Here is a 24521-nt window from a genome sequence, read left to right on the forward strand (position 1 = left end):
CCCGGCCCGGCCACTCAGCGCGTCCTGCCCGGCAGGCCCTCGCGGACTTCCGCGAGGGCCTGCCGGCTCACCCGGCGGATGTCGCCGACCTCCTGCGCGGCGCGGGCCGGGGAGGCGGCGAGCATGCGGCCCGCCAGCTCGCTCTTGATCGCGATGAGGGCCAGCGCGTGGCCGAGCCCGTCGTGCAGGTCGCGGGCGCGGGCGACCGCCCGCCGGGCCTCGCGCAGTTCGCGCCCCGCCCGGGCCAGCCGCACACCCGCGACCGCGCCGCCGAGCAGCACCGCGCAGGCCGCCGCGGCCCGTATCCCGGCCGCGGGCGGCGCCGTGGGGAGCGTCATGGCGCCGTCACGCCTTCCGGGTGTCCTTGCGGTACAGCCACGCGGCCGTGCCCGCGAAGAGCAGCAGGTAGACGACCAGCACCGTGACGTCCTTGGCGTGCGGGGCGTCGCCGAACTCGATGGACTGGCCCAGTGCCGCGTACGCCCGGCCCGGCAGGTAACCGGCGATGGTGCGCAGCCAGTGCGGGAAGGTCGTGAAGGGCACCCACAGGCCGCCCAGCATCGCGAGCGCGAAGTAGCACAGCATCGAGATCGGCCGGGCGACGTCCGTCGTGGCGACGTAGCCGATCGCGACACCCAGCGCCGCGAAGACCATGCTGCCCGCCCAGACGCTCGCCAGCAGCGCCACCCACTGCCACGCCTCCAGCGACACGCCCTTGACCGCCGCGCCGAGCACCAGCACGACCAGGATCGACGGCAGGCTCACGGTCGCCGCCGAGGCGATCTTCGCCGTGACGTAGCCGCGGCCCGGCAGCGCGGTGAGCCGCAGCTGCCGCACCCAGCCCTTCTCGCGCTCGCGGGCGATGCGCTCGGCGTTGCCCATCAGCACCGCGGTCATCGCGCCGAAGGCGGCCATCGCGACCATGTAGTACGCGACCACGGTGAGGTCGGAGCCGTCCAGCTTCTTGTGCCTGTCCGCGCCCGCCGTGATGATCAGGAAGAGGAAGCCGGGGTAGAGCACCGAGAAGAACATGAACTTGCGGTTGCGCAGGGTGCGCAGGATCTCCAGCTTGACCAGGGTTCTCATCGGGCGTCCGCCTCCCCGGCGGGCAGCGCGCCGGCGTCGTCGCGTGCGGCGTCCGCCGCGTCGGTGATGGCCAGGAAGGCCTGCTCCAGGCCGAGCCCGGAGACCTCCAGGTTGCGCGGGTAGAGGCCGAGGCCGTAGACCGCGTGCACGGTGGCGTCCGCGTCGTCGGAGCGGATGCGGACGGTCGGGCCGGTGACGTCCAGGCCCACCAGGCGCGGCAGGGCGCGCAGCGCCGCCTCGTCGATCGGCCCGTCGAGGTCGAAGGTCACCCGGCGGGCGCCGGCCCGCGCCTTGATCTCCGCCGCGGTGCCGTCCGCGATGAGCCGCCCCTGGTGCAGCACCAGGACGCGGTCGGCGATCGCGTCGGCCTCCTCCAGGTAGTGCGTGGCGAAGAGCACCGTGCGGCCCTCGGCGACCTGGCCGCGCATGGTCGCCCAGAACGCCTGCCGGGCGCTGACGTCCATGCCCACCGTCGGCTCGTCCAGCACGATCAGGTCGTTGGCCCCGGCGGTGGCCAGCGCGAAGCGCACCCGCTGCTCCTGACCGCCCGACAGCTTGTTGACCATGCGGGACGCGATGTCCGTGATCCCCGCGGCGGACAGCACCTGGTCCACCGGATACGCCTTCGGGTGCAGGTCGCACGCGAGCCCCACCAGTTCGCGGACGGTCACCTCCTCCATGAGCCCGCCGCTCTGCAGCATGGCCCCGACCCGGCCGGCCTCGATGGCCTGCGCCGGTGTCGTTCCGAAGACCCGCACCCGGCCGCCGTCGGCGTTCTTCAGCCCGAGCAGCAGGTCGAGCGCGGTGGACTTGCCCGCGCCGTTCGGCCCGAGCAGCGCCACCGTCTCACCGGGGTACAGCTCCAGGCTCAGCTCCGCCACGGCGCGCACGGCCCCGTAGGTCTTGTTCACCGACACGAACTCCACGGCGGGCCGCCCCGCCTCCCGGGGCTCCGCCGCCGCTTTGTCCGTCGTGGTCGCCGTCGTTCTCATACCCCCAGCCTCCCGCGCCCGGCGGGCCGCGTGGCAGTGCCGTGGGTCGTATCTTCCGCATGACAGATGTCATACGGGGGTCGTACGGGGGCTGCCTGCGGGCGTACGGCACAGGTCGGCCCCGGGGCTCGGGGAGCCGCGGGGCCTGGTGGGGAGGGCCCGACGGGCCCTCGCGGGATGCGGGTCAGGCGGAGGGGAACCAGCCGGCGCGGAGCGTGGCGGATGCCTGGGCGCTGCCCGGGGCCATGACGTCGGGGGTCTTCATCGTCGGCTTGCCTTCCCATGTCTCGCTGTTCCGGCGGGCGCGGCGCCGGATGACGGCGGCTCGCCCGGACACATCATAGGTCCGCGCGCCCTCGTTGATCATGGCCGCCCCCCGCCCTCCCGCCCCGCGGGCGGCCCGACCCGGCGGCACCGGACGGACTGTCAGACCCCGCCGCTACGGTTCCGGGCATGACCAGCACCGCCGGAACACCCGGCACCCCCGAGACCTCCGACGAGGTGCGCGAGGCGTACGAGACCGCCGCGCGCTCCTTCTACGACACCGTCGCCGCCGAGTACGACGCGCGCTTCGGGGACGGGGCGGCGGCGCTGCCGATGGAGCGCGCGATACTCGGCGTCTTCGCCGAGCAGGTGCGGGCGGACGGCGGCGGAGCCGTCCTGGAGGCCGGTTCCGGACCGGGCCGGGTGACGGCGTACGTCCGCGGTCTCGGCCTGGACATCCGCGGGGTGGATCTGTCGCCGGTGATGGTGGCGACGGCCCGGCGGCTGCACCCGGGGCTGCGCTTCGACGTCGGGTCGCTGACCCGGCTCGACGTGCCGGACGGCGGCCTCGCCGGGCTCCTCGCCTGGTACTCCCTCATCCATGTGCCCCCGCGGCACGTCCCCGGCGCGCTCGCCGAGTTCCACCGCGTGCTCGCCCCGGGCGGCCACCTGCTGCTGGGCTTCCAGGCGGGGGAGGGCGTCAAACGGCACGAGCAGGCCTTCGGCCACGACGTGGCGCTGGACTTCCACCGGATGTCCCCCGAGCGCACCGGCGCCGCGCTGGACGCCGCGGGCTTCGACGTGACGGCGACGGTGGTCCGCGCCCCCGTCGGGGACGAGCCCGTGCCGCAGGCCTACCTGCTCGCGCGCCGCCGCACCGGAACTCCCGCCGGGAGGTGACGGGCGCACCCGCGCCGGGCCGGCGGTCTTCGGAGGGAGCCGGGGGGCCGGGTGCGGCGAACGGCGTAACAATGGCGGCACAGCGAACGAAAGCGGGTGAAGCGGGGCAGATCAGCCAGGACGGGCAGCAGGCACGGCGGACGCGAGGCTGGTGATGCGCTGATGGTTGCGGCACCGGACGGAGACACGGGCCGCGGGACCCCCGACGGCCGGGACCCCGGTGACGGGGGCGGCCCCGCCGGGGACGGGTCCGGCGCGGACGGGTCCTGCGGCGACGGCGGGCGGTCCGCGCCGCCCTCCTCCGGCACGGACCCGCACGCGGTGGGCGACGATCCCGGCCTCGTACGGATCCGGCTGGTGGAGGCCACCGAGGGGCAGGGCGAGGCCGAGCTCCTGCGGCTGGCGCTGCAACAGGCCGTCGGCGCGCTCGGCGGCTACGGCGGACTCGTCCATCTGGCGGCGTCCGAGGGGCTGCTGCGGCTCGTGGCCGCCAACGGGCTGCCCAGCGCGGCCGCCCGCCGCTGGGAGGAGCTGTCCTCGCGCACCTCGACCGCGCCCGCGCTCGCCGTGACCCGCGGCACGGTGTGCTGGTCGACCCGCAGGCCGCCCGCGCACGACACCCCGCCCGCCCCCGCCCCCGCGCGCGGCGGCCCGCCCGGCCTGGACCGCCCCGAACGCGCCGAGGACCGGCCGGGCGCCGCCGGGCAGACCGCCGGAACGGCCCGGGAAGCCCCGGAGGAGGAAGGGGAGCTGCCCGGCGGGGTGGTGGCCGCACCGATCGTGGTCGGCGGTGTCCCCGTGGGCGCCCTCGCCGTCCTGACCGGCGAGCAGCCGGACGCCGCCGCACGGGACCTCCTGGCCCGGCTCGCCCGCACCGTCGGCGAGCGGCTGCCGCACACCCGGCGGCGGCACGGCGGCACCAGCCCCTGGTGGCAGGAGCCCGCCGGGGTGCGCGAGCAGGTCATGCAGCAGATCAGCGTCGGCACCTGGAGCTGGGACCTGACCACCGGCAGGCTGGACGTCGACGAGACCGCCGAGGGGCTGCTCCCGGTCGCCGGTCTGGACCCGGACACCTGGGACCACCGGATCGAGACATGGATGGCCCGCGTCCACCCCGACGACCGCCCCGGCGTGCAGGAGTCCGTCGCGACGGCGCTGGCCGGCGGGCAGCCGTACGCCGTCGAATACCGGGTCCTCGGTACGGACGGCGAGGTCAGCTGGGTGGAGCTGCGGGCCGTCTTCGAGCACGACGAGACCGGCCGGGCCGTCCGGCTCGTCGGCACCGCCTGGAACGTCACGGCCCGGCGCAGCAAGCTCACCTGGCTCGCCAGCCTCTTCGAACGGCACCCCGACCCCATCCACGTCCTGGACGCCGACGACCGTGTCGAATGGGCCAACCGGGCCGCCCGCGAACTCGGCCGGAACGGCGAGGACAGCGCCGAAACGCTCGGGCAGATCCCGTGGGAGACCGTCCCCGGCGTCGCCGAACAGGGCCGGCCCATGCTCGCCGCGGCCCGCGCCGCCCCCGGCAAGGCGGTCTCCACCGAGCTGACGTACGACGCCCCGGACGGCCACCCCGCCTCCTGGCTGGTGCGCGCGGTGGACGTCGGCGGCTTCGTCGCCACCCAGATGGCCGACATCACCGAGCGCAAGGCCGCCGAGACCGCCCGCGCCGACCGCAGCCGCCGCATGACCGAACTCAACGCGGCGCTGATCAGCTCCCTCGACACCGGGGACGTGATCGGCGCGATCGTCACCCACGTGCTGCCGATGGTCGCCGCCGAGGGCCTCATCGTGCACGACCTGTCCGGCCCCGGGCCCCAGCTGGTCGCCGTGGCCGGCTACTCCGCGGACTACCGCGCCGAACTGGAGGCGCCCGGCATGCCGCAGCGCATCGCGGACGCCGTCGGCAGCGGCGGGCCGCGGTACTTCTCCACCCGGCAGGAGCTGGAGGCCGAACTGCCCGCCATCGCCTCCCTCGCCCGGCACGGCGGCAAGTGCGCGTGGGCGGCGCTGCCCCTCGTCGTGAGCGACCGGCGGGTGGGCTCGTGCGTCATCAGCTGGCCCACCCCGCACGACTTCCCCGAGCACGAGCGCTCCCTGCTCGGCACCGTCGCCGTCATCATCGCCCAGTCGCTCGCCAACGCCCGGCAGTACGAGGACGCCCGGCACCGCGCCCAGCGCCTCCAGGAGGAACTGCTGCCCGGCGGCCTGCCGACCGTCGTCGGCGTCCGCGCCAAGGCCCGCTACCGGCTCGCGGAGGGCGAGGAGGTCGGCGGAGACTGGTACGACACGATCGCGCTGCCCGGCGGCCGCAGCCTCGCCGTCATCGGCGACATCCGCGGGCACGGCCTCGAACAGGGCATCGCCATGGGCATCATCCGGCACGCCGCCCTCGCCGTCGCCTCCCTCGACCTGCCCGTCGACGAGGTCATGGCCCACCTCAACGACGCCGCCGGGCGCCTCGGCCCGCTCACCGCGACCTGCATGCTGGTGCTCTACGACGCCACCACCGGCGCCTGCCGCTTCGCCTCCGCGGGCCACCCGCCGCCCGTCCTGCTCCCTCCCGGCGGCGAGGCCCACGAGGTCGAACTGCCCAGCGGCCAGCCGCTCGGCCAGGCCTCGGTGCCCGCACCCGTCGTCCACACCCCGCTGCCCGAGGGCAGCGTCCTGGTCCTCTACAGCGACGGTCTGCTGGGCGGCGACACCCGCGACGTCGGACCGCTCACCGACCTCGTCACCCGCTACGGCGCCACCGCCCCCCTGCCGCAGGACGAGGAGCGCCGCGACGCCTGGCTCGACACACTGTGCGACACCATCGGCGGCCGGCTGCCGTCCGCACCCCACCGCGACGACGACGCCGCGCTCATGGCCCTCGCCCTCGGCCGCGTCCCCGCAGAACGGATCGCCGTGTGGGACCTGCCCTTCGCCCCCGAGACCGCCGGCCGCGGCCGCGCCCTCGCCGCCGAGCGCATCACCGCATGGGGACTCACCGACCTCACCGACACCGCCACGCTCGTGGTCAGCGAACTGATCGGCAACGCGGTACGGCACGCCGTCGGCATCGGCACGGACGTCGCCGACGACACCGCGGGCCACCTGCGGCTGCGCCTGCTGCACCTCGCCGAGGGCGAGGTCACGTGCGAGGTCTACGACGGCTCGCAGGCCACCCCGCGGGTGCGGCACCCGCTGCTCGACGACGAGTTCGGCCGCGGGCTGCAACTCGTGGCCGTCACCGCCCGGCGGTGGGGGACGCGGTACACCGAGGGCGGCAAGTGCATCTGGGCGGCGGTGGGGGAGGGGTGAGCCGCGCCGGGCGGCTCGCCCGTCTTCGGCCCCGGCCCCACCTGATCGGCGGGAAGCGGACCGGGCCCGCCGTTCGTTGGCAGGACATGAGCCACGCACCCCTCCCCGTCCCCGTCGCCGCGGCCCTGGAGGCCGCCAACGCCGGCGCCACCGAGGACTTCCTGGCCGCCTTCGCCGCGGACGGCGCCGTCGACGACTGGGGCCGTGTCTTCCGCGGCCACGACGCGATCCGCGCCTGGAGCGACGCCGAGTTCATCGGCAAACAGGTCCGCCTCGACGTCACCGCCTGCCGCCGCACGGAGGGCGACACGACCACGGTCAGCGCCGAGGTCGGCGGCAACGGCTACAACGGCCCCTCCGACTTCGCCTTCACGGTCGCGGACGACCTGGTGAGCCTGATGAAGATCACTGGCTGAAGAGGTTGTCGGCGGCGTGGTCGATGCAGTTCGCCGCGACGTCCAGCATCTCGTACGCCTTGCCGTCGTCGCCGGTCGCCTGCTCGCGGGTGACGAACACCTCCCAGTCGTCGTCGCTCGTGAGGTGGCTCTCGTCCGCGCCGCCGCTGATGGCGGTCTTCCAGCCCGCCGCGGTGAGCGACGCGACGATGTGCTCGCGCGTCCTCGGACTGCCCTTGCCCACCTCGTAGAACCGGGGAAAGGTGATCGCGCAGGGAAGGTGCTTGTCGTCCTTCTCGGCAGGAGTCAGATGCGCCGCCTTGAGGGCCAGCTGCAGCTGCGCGGTCACCTTGTCGGCGAAGGCGGCGGCGGGATCGGCGGAAGCGGTCGCGCCCGAGGTCGGGCTCTTCGGGGCCGCGGTCGTGCGGGCCGGCGCGGACGGTGACGCGTCGTCGTTGCCGCCGTCGCCGCCTCCGCACGCGCTGAGCAGGAGGAACGTGGGTATCGCCGCTGCGCCGAGGGCGGTGCGGGTTCTCATCGGCGCAGCTTATTAGGCTGGCCGCCATGACCGACCCGCAGCCCGTACGGGTGCTTCTCGCCGACGATCAGTCCATGGTCCGGGAGGCGCTGGCTACGCTCCTGGGGCTGGAGGACGACATCGAGGTCGTCGCCCAGGCGTCGCGCGGCGACCAGGTCCTCGCCGCCGCGCGGGCGGCGGCGCCGGACGTCGCCCTCCTCGACATCGAGATGCCCGGCATGACCGGCATCGAGGCGGCCGCGCAGCTCCGTGCGGAGTGCCCGGGGGTGAAGGTCGTGATCGTCACGACCTTCGGCCGTCCCGGCTATCTGCGGCGCGCCATGGAGTCCGGCGCGGACGCGTTCCTCGTCAAGGACGCGCCCGCCTCGGAACTGGCCGACGCGGTGCGGCGCGTGCTGCGGGGGGAGCGGGTCATCGACCCCGCGCTCGCCGCGGCGGCCCTCGCGGAGGGGGCGGATCCGCTGACACCGCGGGAGCGTGACGTCCTGTCCGCGGCGGCGGACGGCGCGGTCAACGCGGAGGTCGCGCGGCGGTTGGGGTTGTCGGAGGGCACGGTGCGGAACTATCTCTCGACGGCGATCCAGAAGACGGGTGCGCGGAACCGCGCGGAGGCGGTGCGGATCGCTCGCGAGAAGGGGTGGCTCTGAGGCGCTCTGCGGTTTCGCTGTGCGACCTTGCGGTGGGTGGGGGTTGCTCGCGCCGTTCTCCCCCAGGCTCCGCCTGGGAGGTGCCCCCACGCGCCCCTTTGCGCAGCGCGCCGTTGGGTGGGGCGGGGACCGCCACGGGGCACCTCCTCGGAATGCGCGTTCGCCCTCTTACCCGGTTGGTGAGCCACCGACAGCGCATTCCTGCGGGGGCACCCCGCACCGTCCCCCTTCAGGCCGGTTGGGCGGCTGCCTGCCGGTGGGGGTGAGCGTTTTCAGGGGCGCGTGGGGGCACCTCCCAGGCGAAGCTCTGGGGGAGAACTGCGCGCTCAGCCACCACGGCGGGACGATCGCGGCGTCTACCGCGGGGGGCACCCCGGGGCGCGGGGAGCGCTCAGTTGAGGTGGGCGCGGGCGGCGCGCGCCTGGTGGCGGAGGGACTCCGCCGTTTCGGGGTCGAAGGCGCCGATGACCTCGGCGTACGCGTCGAGTTCCGCGGCGCCGCCGAGAAAGTCGCCCATGGTCACGAGCAGCTTGGCCCGTTCGTAGCGGAGTTTGGCGGGGTGGCGGGGGAGGAGGAGGGTGAGGTCGAGGGCCCAGAGCTGGACGGCGCGGCGTTCGGGGCGGGGGGCGGCCCACGCGCGGATGTTGCCGAGGACGCGCTGGACGACGTCGAGCGGGTCCGCGGGCCCGTACGCGTCGGGGCTGCCGCCCGTCAGCGTTTCCGCGTCGGACTCGGTCATGAGGCGGCCGAAGTCGAAGGGGTCGACGAGGACGTGCTCGCCGTCCGGTTCGCCGATGCCGACGACGAAGTGGCCGGGGAGGGCGACGCCGTAGACGGGTGCCCCGGCGCGCCGGGCGACCTCGATCCAGACGACCGACAGGAGGATCGGCAGGCCGCGGCGGCGGCGCAGGACCTCCTGGAGGAGGGAGGACTCCAGGCGCCGGTAGTCCGCGGGGGTGCCGTGGAAGCCGTGGCCGCGGCCGAGGACGCGGTGCAGGGCCTGGGCCCAGCCGAGGGGGGTGTGCGGGCCTGCGGGCAGGAGTCCGGCGAGCCGGTCGAGTTCGATCTGGGCGAGGTCCGCGGCGGTGCCGTCGAGCGCGGGGTCGGCGCGGGCCCCGACGAGCAGGCACAGCTCGGCGAGGTCGGGCCGCCCGTCCCTGGCCGCCGCGGCGAACCGGTCGGCGGGGGGTTCGGGTTCGGGCTGATCGGGGGTCATGCCGCGGGCCGCCGGTAGTGGTAGCCGTGGTGGTCGGTGAAGCCGAGGCCGTCGTAGAGCCGGCGGGCGGCGTCGTTGTCGGCCTCGACCTGGAGGTACGCGGCGGTGGCGCCCTCGTCGGCGGCCTGCCGGGCGAGGGCGCCCATGACGGCGGTGGCCAGGCCGCGGCGGCGCATCTCCGGCATCACCTCGACCGCCCCGAAGAGCACCCAGCGGCCTTCGACGACGGCGCGCCCGATGGCGCCCGGAGTGCTCGCGAACCACACGGACGGCCCCCCGCTGACGACCCGGAGGGCGGCGTCGGCGAGGTGCCCGGTGCGGTGGTAGGCGGCCAGCCAGGAGGCGTCCGGGGCGCGCGTGAGGGTGATCTCGGCGGCGCCGTGCGGCAGCCGGGTGAGGGGGGCGAGGGGCGCGGTCCTGACGAGCGTGTCGGCCTCGCGCACCCAGCCGCGGGCGTCCAGCTCGGCGGCGTGGGGGGAGGAGTCGGGCAGCTGAACGTACGGGGTGGTGCCCCGTTCGCCGTACCAGCGCACGACCGCGGCGAGCGCGTCGTCCAGCGGCATGCCCGGATCGCCGCCCGCGAGGGCGGAGTTGGCGCGCCGGGTGAAGCCTCCGGCGGCGCGCAGGGTCCATCCGCCGAGCGCGGCGGTCTCGGTCGCGGGCCAGGCCCGGGAGGCGACGGCCTCCAGGTCGGTGTCGCTCACGGCGGGCACTCCGGCGGCGCGGCGCGGCGGCGCGGGCGGTACGACCTTGCCCGCGACGAGCGCGGATTCGGCGATCAGTACCTCCATGCCGTCCCTGCGCGTGATGTTCACCACCCCCTCATTCCAGGATGCGAGAACACCGACCGTATCGGTGAACGTAGGATGCCCGTCGACGATCTCCGTCAACTGCCGCACCGAGACACGTTTTCCCACGTCAGCGGGGGTGATCCGGACTTCGAGTCGTGCTCCGGCCGAGAAATCCGCTGGCATGCGTGCCCCTCCTGTTCGGTTCGTGCTCCGGAACGGAGATACTAGGTGCGGGCATCGACGACGCCGCGCTCCCGCGCGAGACAGCCCTACCGAGGAGGAACGAAAGCGTGACCTACGTCATCGCGCAGCCTTGTGTCGACGTCAAGGACAAGGCGTGCATCGAAGAGTGCCCGGTCGACTGCATCTACGAGGGCTCCCGGTCCTTGTACATCCACCCGGACGAGTGTGTCGACTGCGGCGCGTGCGAGCCGGTCTGCCCCGTGGAGGCGATCTTCTACGAGGACGACACTCCGGAGGAGTGGAAGGACTACTACAAGGCGAACGTGGAGTTCTTCGACGAGCTGGGTTCGCCCGGCGGCGCGTCGAAGCTCGGCCTCATCGAGCGGGACCACCCGTTCGTCGCGGCGCTCCCGCCGCAGAACCAGTAGCGAGAGCACGGCGCACGCAGCGCCGTGCACGCGGCGCCTGACGCGCCGCCGAGGACGCCACCGCCCGACGGCGTCCTCCGCCGCGGCCCCGTACGCCCCCGTGGCGTACGGGGCCGCGGTGTACAGACCGGATGAGACCGGTGGGGACCAGCGAGAGTTGTGAGCAGCACGTGAGTATTTCCGCCCGCCTGCCCGTCTTCCCCTGGGACCGGCTGGAGCCGTACAAGGCGGCCGCGGCCGCGCACCCCGACGGCGCCGTCGACCTCTCGGTGGGCACTCCGGTCGACCCGGTGCCCGACGTCATCCGGCAGGCGCTGGTGGCCGCCGCCGACAGCCCCGGCTACCCGCTCACCTACGGCACCGCGGAACTGCGCGCCGCCGCCGCCGGATACCTGCGCGACCGGCACGGCGTCACGGGCGCCGACCCGCACGCCGTCCTGCCGCTCATCGGCTCCAAGGAACTGGTCGGCTGGCTGCCCACGCTGCTCGACCTGCGCGAGGGCGACACCGTCGGCTACCCCCAGCTGGCCTACCCCACGTACGAGATCGGCGCGCTGCTGGCGCGGGCCGCGGCCGTCACGTACGACGACCCGGTGACCGACCTCGACCCGGAGGGCCTGCGGCTGCTGTGGCTCAACAGCCCCTCCAACCCGACCGGACGGGTGCTGGGCGCGCCGGAGCTGCGCCGGATCGTGGAGTGGGCGCGCGGGCACGGGGTGCTCGTGGTGTCCGACGAGTGCTACATCGAACTGGGCTGGGAGGGTGAACCGCCGGTCTCGGTGCTGCACCCGGACGTGTGCGGGGACAGCCACGACGGGCTGGTCGCCGTCCACTCGCTGTCCAAGCGCTCCAACTTCGCGGGCTACCGCGGGGCCTTCCTCGCGGGCGACCCGGCCGTCGTCGCCGAACTGCTCGCGGTGCGCAAGCACGCCGGGATGATCGTGCCGCAGCCCGTGCAGGCCGCGATGATCGCCGCGCTCGGCGACCGCGCGCACGCCGTGGAGCAGAAGGAGCGCTACGCCCGTCGCCGCACCGCGCTGCGCGGCGCCCTGGAGTCCGCGGGCTTCCGCATCGAGCACAGCGAGGCCAGCCTCTACCTGTGGGCGACCCGCGGCGAGAACTGCTGGGACACCGTCGCCGACCTGGCCAAGCACGGCATCCTCGTCGCCCCCGGCGAGTTCTACGGCCCCGCGGGCGCCGAGTTCGTCCGGGTCGCCCTGACGGCGACCGACGAGCGGGTGGCCGCCGCCGTGGCCCGCCTCGGCGGCTGACCGGCCGGTACGCACGAGGGGCCCGGGAGCGTCGCGCTCCCGGGCCCCTTCGTCTCGTCCGTCAGCCCAGCGGGAGGGCCTTGAGCGGGAGCTGGTCGGTGGGGAGGGTGCCGGTGTCCGGGAGGGCGCCCGCGACCGGCAGTGACTCGGTGGTGGCGCCGACGACCCGGCCCGCCGCGTCGGTGGCCTGCGTGGCGCCGTGCTGCGCCATCGGCGCCGCGGTGGTGCCCGTGGTCCCGACGAGGTGGGCGGCCGCCGGGAGGGCGGTCTGCACGGCCTGGCCGCTGCCGCGGGCGGCGAGGCCGGTGGCCGACTGGGAGGCGTGGTCGACGGTCGAGCCCAGCCCGGTGCCGTCCATGGCGGTCAGGGCGCCCACGCCGTCCTGCTGGGGCGTGGCGGCGTGCGCGGCGCCCGCACCGATCAGGGGTGCGGCGGCGGCGCCGAGCAGCAGCGCGGCCTGGGCGATCCGGCGCGTCAGGGGGAGGGACATGGTGCTCCTTGCGGGTGGGGTCCGACGGTGGGTCGGAAACGACGCCGTGCCTATCGGCGGACGGGCCCGCGAAGTTGCGGCTTTCGTGGGTAAAGAATGCGTAATGCGTCGGATAATAAGCTTGCGGTGGACTGCCCCTGACGGCCGATTGGTATGACCGGCCAGCGCCCCGGAAACACGTCCCGAGCCCGCGTTTTCACGGATTCCCGGACGCCCTCCCGCGCGCCGCGGCGCCCCTTTGCGCCCCGGGCGGCGGCCGCCCGCGGAAGACCCCGCGCGGGCGACGGCCCGCACTACTGCGCGACGGCGATCCGTACCAGCCCGGGGTCGGTGGCCCCGGCCTTCCTCGCGTCGTCCGCGGAGGCCTTCTGCCAGCCCCTGCCCGAGTGCGCGGCCTGCCACCGCATACCGCCGAACCACACCTCGGAGAGCTTCAGGTCCGGCGCGTGCGCGACCGACCACTGCGCCAGCTGCCATCCGCGCGGCGCGCTCACGGTCGTGGCGCCGCCGCCCGCCGCGGTCGCCGGAACGGTCACCGCCGCCACGGGCCCGGCCGCCGCCGCAGGACGCACCTGAGCGCCGAACTCCCGCTTCAGCTCCGCCGTCACCGCCGTCGCGCTGCCCGGCGCGCCGCCCGCGCTGTCCTCCCGGTCCGCGCCCGTCGTGCAGCTCAGCGCGCCGCCCTTGCGGCCCACCAGCGCCGCCGCGAGCAGCGTCGCGTCCTCCTCGTGCTGCGCGTACGCCTCCGGGTAGCCGCTGCGCTGCACCTTCTGCGCCGCGACGGTCAGCGGCAGGTCCTGGTAGTCGTGGATCTTCACCAGGCTCTTGTAGAAGGCGGTCGAGGAGTACACCGGGTCGAGGATCTGCTGCGCGGTGCCCCAGCCCTGCGAGGGACGCTGCTGGAAGAGGCCCAGCGAATCGCGGTCGCCGTGGTCCAGGTTGTCCAGCCGGGACTCCTGCAGGGCCGTCGCGAGGGCTATGGCGACCGCCCGCTCCGGCAGCGCGCGGGCCGCCGCGACCGCCGCGATCGTCGCGGCGTTCGCCGCCTGGGACTGCGTGAGCACGAGGGTGCTGTCGTCCACCAGGACCTTGCAGCCGGCTGCTTCCGGCCCCTTCGCGCGCTTGTGCAGGACCGCGTACGCGGCCGCCGCCAGCACCAGCAGCGCGACGAACGTGCTCAAGGCGCGGCGGCGCCTCCGGCGGCCCGAGGGGGCGTCTGACGTGCTCACGCGCCGGAGCCTACCGGCTCCGCCGGGTGGTTCGGACGGTCCGTGCCGCGGGTCCGTCGCCCTCACCGCCGTGGCTGATGCCGACGCCCCGGGCTGCCCGTGCGGTGGGCGTCGCGATCTTCCGCCGGTGGGTGGTTGCGCGCGCGGTTCCCCCCCCCCCCGGAGCCTCGCCCGGGAGGTGCCCCGACGCCTCCCTGGTTCGCTGCCCCACGCGGCATGCGCGGCCGGGGGCGGCGCGGGCGCCGTTAGGGTCGGGGTATGGGACTTGACCTCGCCGCGGACGTTGCCGCGCTGACCGCCGCGCTCGTGGACGTACCCTCCGTGAGCCGCGAGGAGAAACCCCTCGCCGACCTCGTCGAGGGCGCCCTGCGGGCGTACCCGCACCTGACCGTCGACCGCGACGGCGACGCGGTGGTCGCCCGCACGACCCTCGGCCGGGCCGAGCGCGTCGTGCTCGCGGGCCACCTGGACACCGTCCCGCTCGCGGACAACCTCCCCTCCCGGCTCGACGCCGAGGGCATCTTGTGGGGGTGCGGCACCTCCGACATGAAGGCGGGCGTCGCGGTGCAGCTCAAGCTCGCCGCGCAGCTCACCGCGCCGAACCGGGACCTGACGTTCGTGTTCTACGACGCCGAGGAGATCGCCGCCGAGTTCAACGGGCTGAAGCGGCTGGTGGAGCGGCACCCGCAGTGGCTCGCGGGCGACTTCGCCGTGCTGATGGAGCCGACCGCCGGACGGGTGGACGGCGGCTGCCAGGGCACCTTGCGGGTGCGGGTGGGGACGACCGGGCGGCGTGCGCACTCCGCGCGCAGCTGGCTCGGGGAGAACGCGATCCACAAGGCCGCCCCGATCCTCGCCCGGCTCGCCGCGTACGAACCGCGCCGGGTGGAGATCGACGGGCTGGTCTACCCCGAGGGGCTGAACGCCGTCATGATCGAGGGCGGCCACGCGGGCAATGTGATTCCCGACACCTGCGCCGTCACCGTCAACTACCGCTTCTCGCCGGACCAGAGCGAAGCGGAGGCGCTGGAGCGGGTGCGGGACGTCTTCGAGGGCTTCGAGGTGGTGCTCACCGACTCCGCGCCGGGCGCGCTGCCCGGCCTGTCGCACCCGGCGGCGGCGGCCTTCGTCGAGGCCATCGGCACGCCCCCGGCGGCCAAGGAGGCCTGGACGGACGTGGCGCGGTTCGCCGCGCTCGGCATCCCCGCGGTCAACTACGGGCCCGGCGACCCGACTCTCGCGCACACCCGTGACGAGCACGTGGACACCGCCGCCGTCCGGGAGGCGGAACGCCGGCTGACCCAGTGGCTGACGGCTTGACGTAGATCACCCGTTCGGCAGTCAACCGAACTCGGGTGCGTTCCGGTCCTTCCTCCCGGCAAGGTGGATACGTGTCCGTCACGGGCCAGGGGGAGGGGGCAGCCACGCCATGGGACTGACCAGCGGGTGGTTCGCCGTGCTGCTCGTCGCCGCCGCGTTCGCGGCGGTGGCGGGCGCGCTGGTGCTGTGGCCGCGGGTGCGCGGGCCGCGCCCGGTGCGGCTCGGCGCGAGGGTGGGGCTCATCGTGCTGTGCCAGGTCACCGCGATCCTGGTGGTGATGGTGACGGTGAACAACGAGTACGGCTTCTACGCGTCGTGGGACGACCTGCTGGGCCGCGCCAACGCCGGCGGCGGCAGGGCCACCGCGGGCCCCGGAGCGTCCCCGACCCCCGAGGTGCCGGACTACTCGGTGAAGTTCGCCGCGTATTCGCAGGGCTTCGAGCGGGCCACCGTCCGCGGCTGGGCGAGCGGCACCAAGGGCGACGTGATCGTGTGGCTGCCGCCGCAGTACGGCAAGAAGGAGTTCGCGCACACCCGCTTCCCGGTCATAGAGGTGCTGCACGGCATACCGGGCACCCCGCACAGCTTCCTGCGCGGCATGCGGCTCGGGCAGATCATGCAGGCGCAGATAGCCGCCGGGCGGGCCGAGCCCGCGATCCTGGTGCTGCCCACGATCACCCCGGACCGGGTCAACACCGGCTGCGCCGACGTCGAGGGCAAGAGCCGGGTGGCGACCTGGCTGACCGACGACGTGGTCAAGACGGTCGCGCACAACTTCCGTACGCTGCCCGCGCCGCGCGGCTGGGCGGTCATGGGCATATCCACCGGCGGCTACTGCGCGGCCCGGCTGGCGCTGGAGCACCCCGACGTCTTCGCCGCGGGCGCCGCGCTGGCGCCCGACGACCCGTCGCAGGGGACGCGTTCGCCGGTGTGGCTGGCCAGGACCGAGCACCCCAGGACGCAGCTGCTGGTCGAGTCCAGCCGCCAGGACCCGGAGAGCCCGCCGCGCTTCGCCGACGCCATCACCGCGGCCGCCGCCCCGCCGACCCGGGTGAGCACCCTCCAGCTCAGCAGCGGCGGGCACAACTGGAACACCTGGGGCCGGATGTTCCCCGACGCCTTCACCTGGGTCAGCGCCCGGCTCGAAGCGCCCCGGGCGGTCCCGTTGGACCCGTCGGCAGCACCGTGATGCGTAGGCTGCCGATATGACAGAAGCACGAGAGACCCAGGGCGTCGAGGACGACGCACAGCAGGCCGCGGCAGAGGCCGCCGCGGCGGCGGAACAGCTCCCGTACGGCAAGAACTGGCCCGAGCGGCACACCGGCCCGGTGGTGCGGCGGCGCGGCCAGGTGCAGACCGGCACGACCGACCAGCGGCTGCTGGACAGCCACGGCCCGTCGGACTGGGTGCACGGCGACCCGTGGCGGGTCATGCGCATCCAGTCGGAATTCGTCGAGGGCTTCGGCGCGCTCGCCGAGCTGGGTCCGGCGGTGAGCGTCTTCGGCTCGGCCCGCACCCCCGCCGACTCCCGCGAGTACGAGGCGGGCGTCCGCATCGGCCGCGCGCTCACCGAGGCGGGCTTCGCGGTGATCACCGGCGGCGGTCCCGGCGCCATGGAGGCGGCCAACAAGGGCGCCCTGGAGGCGGGCGGCGTCTCCGTCGGCCTCGGCATCGAGCTGCCCTTCGAGCAGGGCCTCAACCCTTACGTCGACATCGGTGTGAACTTCCGCTACTTCTTCGTCCGCAAGACGATGTTCGTGAAGTACGCCCGCGGGTTCGTCGTGCTCCCCGGCGGCTTCGGCACGCTCGACGAGCTGTTCGAGGCGCTGACCCTCGTCCAGACCAAGAAGGTCACCCGCTTCCCGATCGTGCTGTTCGGCAGCGACTACTGGGGCGGCCTGGTGCAGTGGATCCGCGGCAGCCTGGTCGCCGAGGGCAAGGCGTCGGCCGCCGACCTGGAGCTCTTCCACGTCACCGACGACGTGGACGACGCGGTGGAGCGCGTCACCAAGGAGAGCGCGGTCTGACCCGCGCCCCGTGCGTCGTGCCGCCGGCCTCACGCCAGTCCGCGGCGGGCGACCGCGGGCGGGCGGTGGCCGGCGATGGACGCGACCATGTCGAGCACCTGCCGGGTCTCCGCGACCTCGTGCACCCGGTAGACCTGCGCGCCCAGCCACGCCGACACCGCGGTCGTCGCCAGCGTGCCGATCAGCCGCTCCTTGACCGGGCGGTCCAGCGTCTCGCCCACGAAGTCCTTGTTGGACAGCGACACCAGCACCGGCCAGCCCGTGGCCGCCATCTCCGGCAGCCGCCGGGTCGCCTCCAGCGAGTGCCGGGTGTTCTTCCCGAAGTCGTGCCCCGGGTCGATCAGGATCCCGTCCCGCCGCACCCCCAGCTCCGCCGCCCGCTCGGCCAGCCCGCACGTCACCCGCAGGATGTCGGCCATCACGTCGTCGTAGCCGACCCGGTGCGGCCGGGTCCGCGGCTGCGCGCCGCCCGCGTGCGTGCACACCAGGCCCGCCCCGTGCCGGGCCGCGACCTCCGCGAGCCCCGGGTCGACCCCGCCCCACGCGTCGTTGAGCAGGTCCGCGCCCGCCGCGCACACCGCCTCCCCGACCTCTGCCCGCCAGGTGTCGACGCTGATCACCACGTCCGGGTGCCGCCGCCGCACCTCGGCGACGAAGGACACCGTGCGGCGGATCTCCTCGGCCGCCGTGACCTCGTCCCCCGGCCCCGCCTTGACCCCGCCGATGTCGATGATCGCCGCGCCCTCGGCGACCGCGGCCGCCACCCGCTCCAGCGCGGGCTCGTCGGTGAAGGTGGCCCCCTGGTCGTAGAACGAATCGGGCGTACGGTTCACGATCGCCATGATCACCGGCTCCCGCGCGCCGAATTCCCGGGTTCCCAGCCGAAGTGCCACTGCCGCTCCTCATCTCAGACTCATGCGATCGTGGCACGATCGTGCCTGACACGACCGCAGGCCCTGAGGCCGGACTCCGGGAGACGACTTGTTCTGGTTCATGCTCATCGCGCTCGTCGCGGTGGTCGCCGCGGTGGCACTGGCCGTGCTCGGCGACGGCGGAGCGCTGCGGGACGCCGGCACCGACCGGCTGGCCGACCGGCTGCCGGCCGACCGTCCGCTGATCCGCTCCGACATCGACGCGGTACGGCTGCCGACGGCGGTACGCGGCTACCGCATGATGGACGTCGACGAGGTCCTCGACCGGCTCGGCGCGGAACTCGCCGAGCGCGACGCGTACATCGCCGAGCTGGAGTCCCAGCTCGACGGCCCGCACCCGGACCGGCTGCGCGCGACCGTCACCGGTGGCGAGGCGCCCGTGACGTCCCTCACCAAGGACGACCCGCGCCCCGACGAGCCGGGCCACGGCCACGGCGGCGGCGCCGGTGAGTGAGCCCGGCGGTGTCGTGACCGGCGAGGACGGGATCGCGCGCTGCCCGTGGGGCCTGTCCACGCCGGACTATGTCGACTACCACGACCACGAGTGGGGCGTCCCCGTGCACGGGGACGACGCCCTGTTCGAGCGGGTGTGCCTGGAGGCCTTCCAGTCCGGGCTGTCCTGGATCACGATCCTGCGCCGCCGGGAGGGCTTCCGGGCGGCCTTCAAGGGCTTCGCGATCGACACGGTCGCGGAGTTCGGCCCGGCCGACCGGGAGCGGCTGCTCGCCGATCCCGGCATCATCCGCAACCGCGCGAAGATCGACGCGGCCGTCGCGAACGCCGCCGCCGCCCGCGCCCTGCGCGACGACGGCGGCCTGGACGCGCTGATCTGGTCCTTCGCCCCCGACCCGGCCTCCCGCCCGGCCCCCCGCACGACCGCCGACGTCCCCGCGGTCACCCCGGAGTCCACCGCCCTGGCCAAGGCCCTGAAGACCCGCGGCTTCCGCTTCGTCGGCCCGACCACCGCCTACGCCCTGATGCAGGCCTGCGGCCTGGTCAACGACCACCTGGCGGGCTGCGGCTCACGCTGAGGGCAGACCCTCAGAGCCCCGCGAACCGCGGCGCCCGCTTCGCCACGAACGCCGACACCGCCTCGCGGTGGTCCGACGTCGCCCCGGCCTCGTTCTGGAGACCGGCCTCCAGCGCGAGCGACTCCTCCAGGGCGTGGCCCGCGGCGAAGGCGAGCGCGCGCTTCATCGCGGCGTACGCGCGGGTCGGCCCCGCGGCCAGCGTGCGGGCGACGGCGAGGGCTTCCGCGGGGAGGTCCGCGGCGGGCACGACGCTGTTGGCGAGGCCGATCGCAGCGGCCTCGACGGCGGGCACGGGCCGCGGGAAGAGCAGCAGGTCGGCGGCCCGTGCCTGGCCGACCAGGCGCGGCAGGGTCCAGGACATCCCGGAGTCCGTGGAGAGGGCGACGCCCGCGAAAGCCGTGGTGAAGGACGCGGTGTCGGCGACGACGCGGTAGTCCGCGGCGAAGGCGAAGCCCGCGCCCGCCCCGGCCGCGACCCCGTTGACCCCGGCGACGACGGGCTTGGGCATCGTCGCGATGGCGAGCGTGATGGGGTTGTAGTGGTCGGCGACGGTGGTCATGCCGCCGCCCGCCTCCAGCGTCGCGACGTGCTCCTTCAGGTCCTGCCCGACACAGAAGGCCTTGCCGTTCGCGGTGAGCAGCACCGCGCGTACCGCCTGGTCGGCGGCGGCCTCCTGGAGGGCGTCGCGCAGGGCGACCTTCGTGGTGGTGTCGAGCGCGTTCATCGCCTCCGGGCGGTTCAGCGTGACGGTCGCGAGCCCGTCGGACACCTCGTACAGCACGTGGTCGGCCATGGCTTCAGCCCCTTCGTCGCGGCAACGGTCCAGGCCAGAATGCCGGACCGGGTGACCGAAATGCGGGCGTACGCGGGTGTCGATTGTGGAACGGAGTGCCACCGCTGTTGGTCATCGGGCTGGTGGATGCGGGATAATGGCCGAGAACCAATGTGTTCGAGTCCGAGCTGGTTTCAGGAAGGGGAACGAGCATGGCGGCCATGAAGCCGCGGACGGGTGACGGCCCGCTCGAGGTGACCAAGGAGGGGCGGAGCATCATCATGCGCGTTCCGCTCGAGGGCGGCGGGCGGCTTGTTGTCGAGCTGACCCCGGACGAGGCGGATGCCCTCGGTGATGCGCTGAAGAAGGCCATCGTCTGAGACCAGCGGTCCCCAGCCTTCGCGGCCGCGTACCGGGCGTTGCCCCGCGTACGCGGCCGCTGGTCTTTCACCCGGCCCGGTCTTTCACCGGGTGCCGCCGGGGGCGGACGGCTACTGCGCCACCGCGCACAGCAGCCCGTCGTCGGTCGGCAGCAGGACCGGTGAGAGCCGGGCGTGGTCCCGTACCGCGCGCATCAGCTCGCGCAGCCGCATCGACTCCATGTCGTGGTGCGCGGCGTCCAGCGCGCGCCCCTGCCCGAAGGTGCCCTCGAAGCACAGGACGCCGCCGGGCCGCAGCAGCCGCAGCGACTCGTCCAGGTACTCCAGGTACTCCAGCCGGTCGGCGTCGCAGAAGACGAGGTCGTAGGCGCCGTCGGTGAGGCGCGGCAGGACGTCGAGGGCGGCGCCGGGGATGACGCGCGAGCGGTTCGCGGCGAAGCCGGCCTCGCGGTACGCCTCGCGGGCCAGCTGCTGGCGGTCCGGTTCGGTGTCGACGGTGGTCAGCACGCCGTCGCCGCGCATGCCCCGCAGCAGATGGACGCCGGAGACACCGGCGCCGGTGCCGATCTCGACGACGTACTTCGCGTTGCAGGCCGCGGCCAGCAGCCGCAGGGCCGCGCCGGTGCCGGGTGAGACCGGCCGCAGCCCGGACGCGTGCGAGCGGGCTCTGGCGCGTATGAGGGCGTCGTCCTCGGCGACGAACGCGTCGGCGAACGCCCAGCTCGCCTGCCGGTTGCCGGTAATGGCCCTCTCCTCGTAGCCGACTGTTCCCGCCTGCCGTGCCCTGCGCTGACTGTGCTCACCGTGCCGGCCGGGGGTGGCCGTGCGTGGCCTCGCGGGGCCGTACGGGGACCGTCCGGGCGACTGTATCCGTTGGCGCGGGGAACCCGCTGATGGGACCGCGCGTTAGCTAGGGAGAAGGCACAAGGGCGGGAGTCCGCGACAGCGGAGCGGGTTCCCGGCCCGGAGGCAGCAGTGCATTTATCCGGAGCTAACGGGCGAGGTGGCTATGGTAGAGGCTCTACTGGACACCACCAGAGCCGACAGGGGAGGTGCGGCTGCGGCCGGTGACCGGAAGGTGCTGTTGCGCTTTCGCAGGTCCGCCGGACAGCCGAAATCCGTGACCAACACTGCAGACGACCGTTCACGCGACAACGACTCCCCGACCGCGACCTTCGCCGCCGACGGAGACCCTCAGGCGTGGACGCCTCCTTCGTGGGAGGAGATCGTCAGCACGCACAGTGCCCGGGTCTACCGGCTGGCCTACCGCCTGACCGGCAACCAGCACGACGCGGAGGACCTCACCCAGGAGGTCTTCGTGCGGGTCTTCCGTTCCCTGTCCACCTACACGCCCGGCACGTTCGAGGGCTGGCTGCACCGCATCACCACCAACCTGTTCCTGGACATGGTGCGGCGCCGCCAGCGCATCCGGTTCGACGCCCTCGGCGACGACGCGGCGGAGCGGCTGCCCAGCCGCGAGCCGTCCCCCGCGCAGCACTTCAACGACACCCACTTCGACGCCGACGTCCAGCAGGCGCTGGACACCCTCGCGCCGGAGTTCCGGGCCGCCGTGGTGCTGTGCGACATCGAGGGGCTGTCGTACGAGGAGATCGCGGCGACGCTCGGCGTGAAGCTCGGTACGGTGCGGAGCCGGATCCACCGGGGACGCTCCCACCTGCGCAAGGCTCTGGAACACCGGGCGCCCGGCGCCCGGCCCGCCGGCTCACCGGCCGACGTTCCCGCGCTCGCTGCCGTCGCACCGCAACCTGGCCAGGAGGGCGGCAGAGCGTGAGCAGCAGCGGTTCCGGCGACCCGCGCGACAAGCGCGCCGCCGCCGCGGAGCAACACCTGGGCGACCGGCTCGCCGCGTTCGTCGACGGCGAGCTGGCGGACGACGCGCGGGACCGCGTCCAGGCCCATCTGGCGACCTGCCCCCAGTGCAAGGCCGCCGCCACCGAGCAGCGCCACCTCAAGAGTGTCGTGGCGGCCTCGGCGCTGCCCGCGATCCCCTCCGGCCTGCTCGCCAGGCTCCAGGGCCTCGCGGCGTGCGGCCCCGACGGACCGGAAGGCCCCGGCGGCGACCCCAAGGGCGGTCCTCCCGGCCTCGCGGACCTGCGCGCGCTCCCCGGGCCCGGCGAAGGGCCCGGGCCCTTCGACAGCAGCCTGCTCGGCTCCGACGTCTTCGGCACCGGTACCCGCCGCCCCTCCTACCTCGGCCCCGGCCGCGACCTGGTCGCACCCGGCGAGGGCCGGGGCGCGCGCGGCTTCCGCATCCACGAGACGGCCCGCGGCCTGACCGGCGGCGCCGACCGCAGCCCGCTCGACGTCCCCGTGCGCCCCCAGGCGGCACCCCGCGGCGGCGCGGCGGCGGTGGCCGCGGCCCAGGCGTCCTTCAGCCGGCGGTTCGCCTTCGCGGCGGCCGGCGCCTTCTCGATGGCGGCCATCGCGCTCGGCGGCGCCCTCCCGATGGAGGCCGGCGTCGACAACGGGGCCCACCCCGACGACGGGCCCGCCGTCACCCCCTTCAGCGCCAACTCGGTGACCGACACCCATGGCACCACCCCCCGCGACCTGCTGGACGTACGCGAGCGGCGGACGATGCGGCAGGCCAGGGTCGCGCCGTCCCCGTCGGCGGTCGCGACGCCCGGCAGCGTGCCCTCGGTCACCTCGGTGGCGCTGCGGTCGGCCGCCGCAGCGATAGCGGTCACCCCCACGACCACCGCCGGCGGACCCGCCGCGATGCGCTGAGCAGCATGCTTTACGTGATGGTCAGCTCATTTCAACGTAGGGTTGGCGGCAGCCACTCCCGCGTCGCCCACGTGGGCAGGTAACGTAAGTGCGCCGGACACAGCCCCCCGGCTGCGGACGTCCCAAGGAGCTGCACGGTGTTCTTCGACATAGGCCCGCTTGAGCTGGTCGCGATCGTCGTCATCGCCGTGCTCGTCTTCGGCCCCGACAAGCTGCCGAAGGTCATCCAGGACGCGATGGCGTTCATCCGCAAGGTGCGGGAGTTCTCCGACAGCGCCAAGGAGGACATCCGCCGCGAGCTGGGTCCGGAGTTCAAGGACTTCGAGTTCGAGGACCTCAACCCGAAGACGTTCATCCGCAAGAACCTGATGAGCGACGACGACGAGTACGGCCTCAAGGAGCTCCAGGACCTCGGCAAGAGCCTGGACCTGCGCAAGGAGATGGCCGAGGTCACGGACGCGGTCAACGGCACGGAGACCGCTGCCACGCGCTCGGCCTCCGCCGGCTCCTCCGGCACGGGCTCCAAGGGTTCCTCCGGCACGGGCGGGGGCACCCCCGACCGGCTGCGCAAGCGCGACAAGCTGGCCGAGGACGAGACGCCGCCGTACGACTCCGACGCGACCTGAGGGCCCCTCACCCACCCGCGGCCCGGGTCGCGCGGCACCGTCCGGACGTCAACCTGAACGCGCGATTTCACCCTATCGAGTGGTCATTGTCCGTGTGTTCGCCGTCACCCCACGCGGTTTCGGCCCCCGAACCCACCCAGGGTCGGGCAAGATGGCGTCGCCCAGAAGGGCACTTCGAGGAGGCGCGACCCACATGGAGACCAGGACCGGCACGGCGCGCAGCGCGGTCGACGGCTACTTGACCGCCGACTTCCCCTGGTACGGCCTGGACGAGGCGTTCACCGGGCGCCGCTGGCTGCACACGGTCGGGACGAGCGGCGACAGCACGGTCGAGTACGGCTCGACGGGGCACGGCGACGAGCCCACGCTCAAGGCCGACCCCGCGGACGAGAGCCGGCGCTTCGCCGTGGTCATGACGGTCGCCCAGCGGCCCCGCAGGCGCACGCCGGACGGCACCGGGTTGCTGGAGGCCACGTCCGTCTCCTCGGCCGCCTGGCTGGCCGGCTCCGGCCTGCTGGCCTGCACCTGGCCCACGACGATGGAACGCGCCCTGCGGCAGGACTGGCTCGACCAGCAGACCGCCACGGCGTGGGAACTCGCCGACGACCTCGACGGCTCCGGCTGGGCCGCGCTCACCCTTCCGGTGGACGGCGAGCCCACGCCCTTCCACTACCGCGAATCGGAGTACGGCTGGGTCCTCGCGGGTTCCGCCGCGGGCGTCCACCTCGGCGCGTTCGGGCGGGGCATGAGCGCGTACGGGTTGGCCTTGGCGGCCATCCCCGACATCCGCGCGTACGACGCCGCGTAGCGCTTGCAGCGGGGGCCCAGGCCGCCCCGGAGTGCCCCTTGCGGTGGGCGTCGCGATCTTTCCGCCGTCGTGGGCTGGTCGCGCAGTTCTCCCCCAGAGCTTCGCCTGGGAGGTACCCCCACGCGCCCCTGGGGGCACCTC

At 74.4% G+C, this 24521-nt stretch carries 28 protein-coding genes; 16 read left to right on the forward strand and 12 right to left on the reverse strand.

Going from position 1 to position 24521, the window contains the following annotated elements; translation table 11 throughout:
• Positions 1–14 precede the first annotated feature (14 nt).
• The 4 genes from ACH4PY_RS17545 to ACH4PY_RS17560 all read right to left on the reverse strand — a co-directional run bounded on the left by ACH4PY_RS17545 (position 15) and on the right by ACH4PY_RS17560 (position 2445).
• A complete protein-coding gene (locus tag ACH4PY_RS17545; RefSeq protein WP_398182709.1) occupies positions 15–338 on the reverse strand; it encodes a histidine kinase dimerization/phosphoacceptor domain-containing protein in 324 nt (107 codons plus the stop codon).
• Positions 339–345: 7 nt separating this feature from the next.
• Positions 346–1086 carry an ABC transporter permease gene (locus ACH4PY_RS17550; RefSeq protein ID WP_398182712.1) on the reverse strand — a complete coding sequence of 247 codons (741 nt, stop codon included), beginning with the start codon at positions 1084–1086 and terminating at the stop codon, positions 346–348.
• Positions 1083–2078, reverse strand: a complete 996-nt coding sequence (locus tag ACH4PY_RS17555; RefSeq protein ID WP_398182715.1) for an ABC transporter ATP-binding protein — start codon at positions 2076–2078, stop codon at positions 1083–1085. The genes ACH4PY_RS17550 and ACH4PY_RS17555 overlap by 4 nt, the downstream gene beginning before the upstream one ends.
• Before the next feature lie 184 nt (positions 2079–2262).
• Positions 2263–2445, reverse strand: coding sequence for a hypothetical protein (locus tag ACH4PY_RS17560; RefSeq protein ID WP_398182718.1), 183 nt, complete (start codon positions 2443–2445; stop codon positions 2263–2265).
• 86 nt (positions 2446–2531) lie between these two features.
• Here ACH4PY_RS17560 and ACH4PY_RS17565 point away from each other — a divergent pair, with 86 nt between their 5' ends.
• The 3 genes from ACH4PY_RS17565 (at position 2532) to ACH4PY_RS17575 (ending at position 6964) form a co-directional block, all read left to right on the forward strand.
• On the forward strand, positions 2532–3242 hold the full coding sequence (locus tag ACH4PY_RS17565) for a class I SAM-dependent DNA methyltransferase (RefSeq protein WP_398182721.1): 711 nt from the start codon (positions 2532–2534) through the stop codon (positions 3240–3242).
• A gap of 321 nt (positions 3243–3563) precedes the next feature.
• A complete protein-coding gene (locus ACH4PY_RS17570; protein WP_398182724.1) occupies positions 3564–6548 on the forward strand; it encodes a SpoIIE family protein phosphatase in 2985 nt (994 codons plus the stop codon).
• An 86-nt stretch (positions 6549–6634) separates the two neighbouring features.
• Positions 6635–6964, forward strand: coding sequence for a nuclear transport factor 2 family protein (locus ACH4PY_RS17575; protein ID WP_398182728.1), 330 nt, complete (start codon positions 6635–6637; stop codon positions 6962–6964).
• On the opposite strand, the gene ACH4PY_RS17580 is transcribed toward ACH4PY_RS17575, so the two are convergent.
• Positions 6954–7481, reverse strand: a complete 528-nt coding sequence (locus ACH4PY_RS17580; RefSeq protein WP_398182731.1) for a hypothetical protein — start codon at positions 7479–7481, stop codon at positions 6954–6956. The genes ACH4PY_RS17575 and ACH4PY_RS17580 overlap by 11 nt on opposite strands.
• A 26-nt stretch (positions 7482–7507) precedes the next feature.
• Here ACH4PY_RS17580 and ACH4PY_RS17585 point away from each other — a divergent pair, with 26 nt between their 5' ends.
• A complete protein-coding gene (locus ACH4PY_RS17585; protein WP_398182734.1) occupies positions 7508–8128 on the forward strand; it encodes a response regulator in 621 nt (206 codons plus the stop codon).
• A 391-nt stretch (positions 8129–8519) separates the two neighbouring features.
• Here ACH4PY_RS17585 and ACH4PY_RS17590 read toward each other — a convergent pair whose 3' ends face one another.
• Entirely contained in the window at positions 8520–9344 is an 825-nt protein-coding gene (locus ACH4PY_RS17590) for a transglutaminase family protein (protein ID WP_398182737.1), read from the reverse strand.
• On the reverse strand, positions 9341–10318 hold the full coding sequence (locus tag ACH4PY_RS17595; protein WP_398182740.1) for a GNAT family N-acetyltransferase: 978 nt from the start codon (positions 10316–10318) through the stop codon (positions 9341–9343). The genes ACH4PY_RS17590 and ACH4PY_RS17595 overlap by 4 nt, the downstream gene beginning before the upstream one ends.
• Positions 10319–10425: 107 nt before the next feature.
• On the opposite strand from ACH4PY_RS17595, the gene fdxA reads away from it, so the two are divergent.
• Together fdxA and dapC are read left to right on the forward strand one after the other, a co-directional pair.
• The gene (fdxA, locus tag ACH4PY_RS17600; RefSeq protein WP_019058397.1) at positions 10426–10746 is read left to right on the forward strand and encodes a ferredoxin; all 321 of its coding nucleotides are present in this window, start codon (positions 10426–10428) and stop codon (positions 10744–10746) included.
• Positions 10747–10916: 170 nt separating this feature from the next.
• Positions 10917–12017, forward strand: a complete 1101-nt coding sequence (gene dapC, locus ACH4PY_RS17605) for a succinyldiaminopimelate transaminase (RefSeq protein ID WP_398182744.1) — start codon at positions 10917–10919, stop codon at positions 12015–12017.
• Positions 12018–12078: 61 nt separating this feature from the next.
• On the opposite strand, the gene ACH4PY_RS17610 is transcribed toward dapC, so the two are convergent.
• Together ACH4PY_RS17610 and ACH4PY_RS17615 are read right to left on the reverse strand one after the other, a co-directional pair.
• Positions 12079–12507, reverse strand: coding sequence for an ATP-binding protein (locus ACH4PY_RS17610; protein ID WP_398182747.1), 429 nt, complete (start codon positions 12505–12507; stop codon positions 12079–12081).
• A gap of 293 nt (positions 12508–12800) precedes the next feature.
• On the reverse strand, positions 12801–13736 hold the full coding sequence (locus ACH4PY_RS17615; RefSeq protein ID WP_398182750.1) for a hypothetical protein: 936 nt from the start codon (positions 13734–13736) through the stop codon (positions 12801–12803).
• Between the two features lie 258 nt (positions 13737–13994).
• On the opposite strand from ACH4PY_RS17615, the gene dapE reads away from it, so the two are divergent.
• From dapE to ACH4PY_RS17630, 3 genes are all read left to right on the forward strand, one after another.
• Entirely contained in the window at positions 13995–15056 is a 1062-nt protein-coding gene (gene dapE, locus ACH4PY_RS17620; protein ID WP_398182753.1) for a succinyl-diaminopimelate desuccinylase, read from the forward strand.
• A 109-nt stretch (positions 15057–15165) separates the two neighbouring features.
• Positions 15166–16245, forward strand: a complete 1080-nt coding sequence (locus ACH4PY_RS17625) for an alpha/beta hydrolase (protein WP_398182756.1) — start codon at positions 15166–15168, stop codon at positions 16243–16245.
• 16 nt (positions 16246–16261) lie between these two features.
• A complete protein-coding gene (locus tag ACH4PY_RS17630) occupies positions 16262–17083 on the forward strand; it encodes a TIGR00730 family Rossman fold protein (RefSeq protein ID WP_398182759.1) in 822 nt (273 codons plus the stop codon).
• 29 nt (positions 17084–17112) lie between these two features.
• Here ACH4PY_RS17630 and folP read toward each other — a convergent pair whose 3' ends face one another.
• Positions 17113–17925, reverse strand: a complete 813-nt coding sequence (gene folP / locus ACH4PY_RS17635) for a dihydropteroate synthase (RefSeq protein ID WP_398182762.1) — start codon at positions 17923–17925, stop codon at positions 17113–17115.
• Between the two features lie 139 nt (positions 17926–18064).
• Between folP and ACH4PY_RS17640 the strand changes: the two genes are divergently transcribed.
• Positions 18065–18469, forward strand: a complete 405-nt coding sequence (locus ACH4PY_RS17640; protein ID WP_398182766.1) for a DivIVA domain-containing protein — start codon at positions 18065–18067, stop codon at positions 18467–18469.
• Complete coding sequence (locus ACH4PY_RS17645) at positions 18462–19046, forward strand: DNA-3-methyladenine glycosylase I (protein ID WP_398182769.1); 585 nt, start codon at positions 18462–18464, stop codon at positions 19044–19046. The genes ACH4PY_RS17640 and ACH4PY_RS17645 overlap by 8 nt, the downstream gene beginning before the upstream one ends.
• A gap of 10 nt (positions 19047–19056) precedes the next feature.
• Here ACH4PY_RS17645 and ACH4PY_RS17650 read toward each other — a convergent pair whose 3' ends face one another.
• Entirely contained in the window at positions 19057–19839 is a 783-nt protein-coding gene (locus ACH4PY_RS17650; protein ID WP_398182772.1) for an enoyl-CoA hydratase-related protein, read from the reverse strand.
• Between the two features lie 191 nt (positions 19840–20030).
• Here ACH4PY_RS17650 and ACH4PY_RS17655 point away from each other — a divergent pair, with 191 nt between their 5' ends.
• Complete coding sequence (locus tag ACH4PY_RS17655) at positions 20031–20198, forward strand: DUF3117 domain-containing protein (RefSeq protein WP_073493047.1); 168 nt, start codon at positions 20031–20033, stop codon at positions 20196–20198.
• A gap of 111 nt (positions 20199–20309) precedes the next feature.
• On the opposite strand, the gene ACH4PY_RS17660 is transcribed toward ACH4PY_RS17655, so the two are convergent.
• The gene (locus ACH4PY_RS17660; RefSeq protein WP_398183406.1) at positions 20310–20942 is read right to left on the reverse strand and encodes an O-methyltransferase; all 633 of its coding nucleotides are present in this window, start codon (positions 20940–20942) and stop codon (positions 20310–20312) included.
• Positions 20943–21207: 265 nt separating this feature from the next.
• On the opposite strand from ACH4PY_RS17660, the gene sigE reads away from it, so the two are divergent.
• The 4 genes from sigE (at position 21208) to ACH4PY_RS17680 (ending at position 24380) form a co-directional block, all read left to right on the forward strand.
• On the forward strand, positions 21208–21990 hold the full coding sequence (gene sigE / locus ACH4PY_RS17665) for an RNA polymerase sigma factor SigE (protein WP_398182777.1): 783 nt from the start codon (positions 21208–21210) through the stop codon (positions 21988–21990).
• Positions 21987–22946, forward strand: a complete 960-nt coding sequence (locus tag ACH4PY_RS17670; RefSeq protein ID WP_398182780.1) for a zf-HC2 domain-containing protein — start codon at positions 21987–21989, stop codon at positions 22944–22946. The genes sigE and ACH4PY_RS17670 overlap by 4 nt, the downstream gene beginning before the upstream one ends.
• Before the next feature lie 137 nt (positions 22947–23083).
• A complete protein-coding gene (locus tag ACH4PY_RS17675; protein WP_398182783.1) occupies positions 23084–23572 on the forward strand; it encodes a sec-independent translocase in 489 nt (162 codons plus the stop codon).
• A 193-nt stretch (positions 23573–23765) separates the two neighbouring features.
• On the forward strand, positions 23766–24380 hold the full coding sequence (locus ACH4PY_RS17680; RefSeq protein ID WP_398182786.1) for a hypothetical protein: 615 nt from the start codon (positions 23766–23768) through the stop codon (positions 24378–24380).
• Positions 24381–24521 lie beyond the last annotated feature (141 nt).

The organism is Streptomyces sp. NPDC021224, from assembly GCF_044332905.1.
Classification (GTDB): domain Bacteria; phylum Actinomycetota; class Actinomycetes; order Streptomycetales; family Streptomycetaceae; genus Actinacidiphila.

What these genes read in the sequence shown, in the direction of transcription:
- ACH4PY_RS17575 (WP_398182728.1), top strand. Translation starts at nt 6,635, where the DNA reads ATGAGCCACGCACCCCTCCCCGTCCCCGTCGCCGCGGCCCTGGAGGCC.
- ACH4PY_RS17545 (WP_398182709.1), bottom strand. Translation starts at nt 338, where the DNA reads ATGACGCTCCCCACGGCGCCGCCCGCGGCCGGGATACGGGCCGCGGCG.
- ACH4PY_RS17650 (WP_398182772.1), bottom strand. Translation starts at nt 19,839, where the DNA reads ATGGCCGACCACGTGCTGTACGAGGTGTCCGACGGGCTCGCGACCGTC.
- ACH4PY_RS17550 (WP_398182712.1), bottom strand. Translation starts at nt 1,086, where the DNA reads ATGAGAACCCTGGTCAAGCTGGAGATCCTGCGCACCCTGCGCAACCGC.
- ACH4PY_RS17595 (WP_398182740.1), bottom strand. Translation starts at nt 10,318, where the DNA reads ATGCCAGCGGATTTCTCGGCCGGAGCACGACTCGAAGTCCGGATCACC.
- ACH4PY_RS17680 (WP_398182786.1), top strand. Translation starts at nt 23,766, where the DNA reads ATGGAGACCAGGACCGGCACGGCGCGCAGCGCGGTCGACGGCTACTTG.
- ACH4PY_RS17625 (WP_398182756.1), top strand. Translation starts at nt 15,166, where the DNA reads ATGGGACTGACCAGCGGGTGGTTCGCCGTGCTGCTCGTCGCCGCCGCG.
- ACH4PY_RS17630 (WP_398182759.1), top strand. Translation starts at nt 16,262, where the DNA reads ATGACAGAAGCACGAGAGACCCAGGGCGTCGAGGACGACGCACAGCAG.
- sigE (WP_398182777.1), top strand. Translation starts at nt 21,208, where the DNA reads ATGGTAGAGGCTCTACTGGACACCACCAGAGCCGACAGGGGAGGTGCG.
- ACH4PY_RS17655 (WP_073493047.1), top strand. Translation starts at nt 20,031, where the DNA reads ATGGCGGCCATGAAGCCGCGGACGGGTGACGGCCCGCTCGAGGTGACC.
- folP (WP_398182762.1), bottom strand. Translation starts at nt 17,925, where the DNA reads ATGGCGATCGTGAACCGTACGCCCGATTCGTTCTACGACCAGGGGGCC.
- ACH4PY_RS17560 (WP_398182718.1), bottom strand. Translation starts at nt 2,445, where the DNA reads ATGATCAACGAGGGCGCGCGGACCTATGATGTGTCCGGGCGAGCCGCC.
- ACH4PY_RS17610 (WP_398182747.1), bottom strand. Translation starts at nt 12,507, where the DNA reads ATGTCCCTCCCCCTGACGCGCCGGATCGCCCAGGCCGCGCTGCTGCTC.
- ACH4PY_RS17580 (WP_398182731.1), bottom strand. Translation starts at nt 7,481, where the DNA reads ATGAGAACCCGCACCGCCCTCGGCGCAGCGGCGATACCCACGTTCCTC.
- ACH4PY_RS17555 (WP_398182715.1), bottom strand. Translation starts at nt 2,078, where the DNA reads ATGAGAACGACGGCGACCACGACGGACAAAGCGGCGGCGGAGCCCCGG.
- ACH4PY_RS17590 (WP_398182737.1), bottom strand. Translation starts at nt 9,344, where the DNA reads ATGACCCCCGATCAGCCCGAACCCGAACCCCCCGCCGACCGGTTCGCC.
- ACH4PY_RS17565 (WP_398182721.1), top strand. Translation starts at nt 2,532, where the DNA reads ATGACCAGCACCGCCGGAACACCCGGCACCCCCGAGACCTCCGACGAG.
- ACH4PY_RS17585 (WP_398182734.1), top strand. Translation starts at nt 7,508, where the DNA reads ATGACCGACCCGCAGCCCGTACGGGTGCTTCTCGCCGACGATCAGTCC.
- dapE (WP_398182753.1), top strand. Translation starts at nt 13,995, where the DNA reads ATGGGACTTGACCTCGCCGCGGACGTTGCCGCGCTGACCGCCGCGCTC.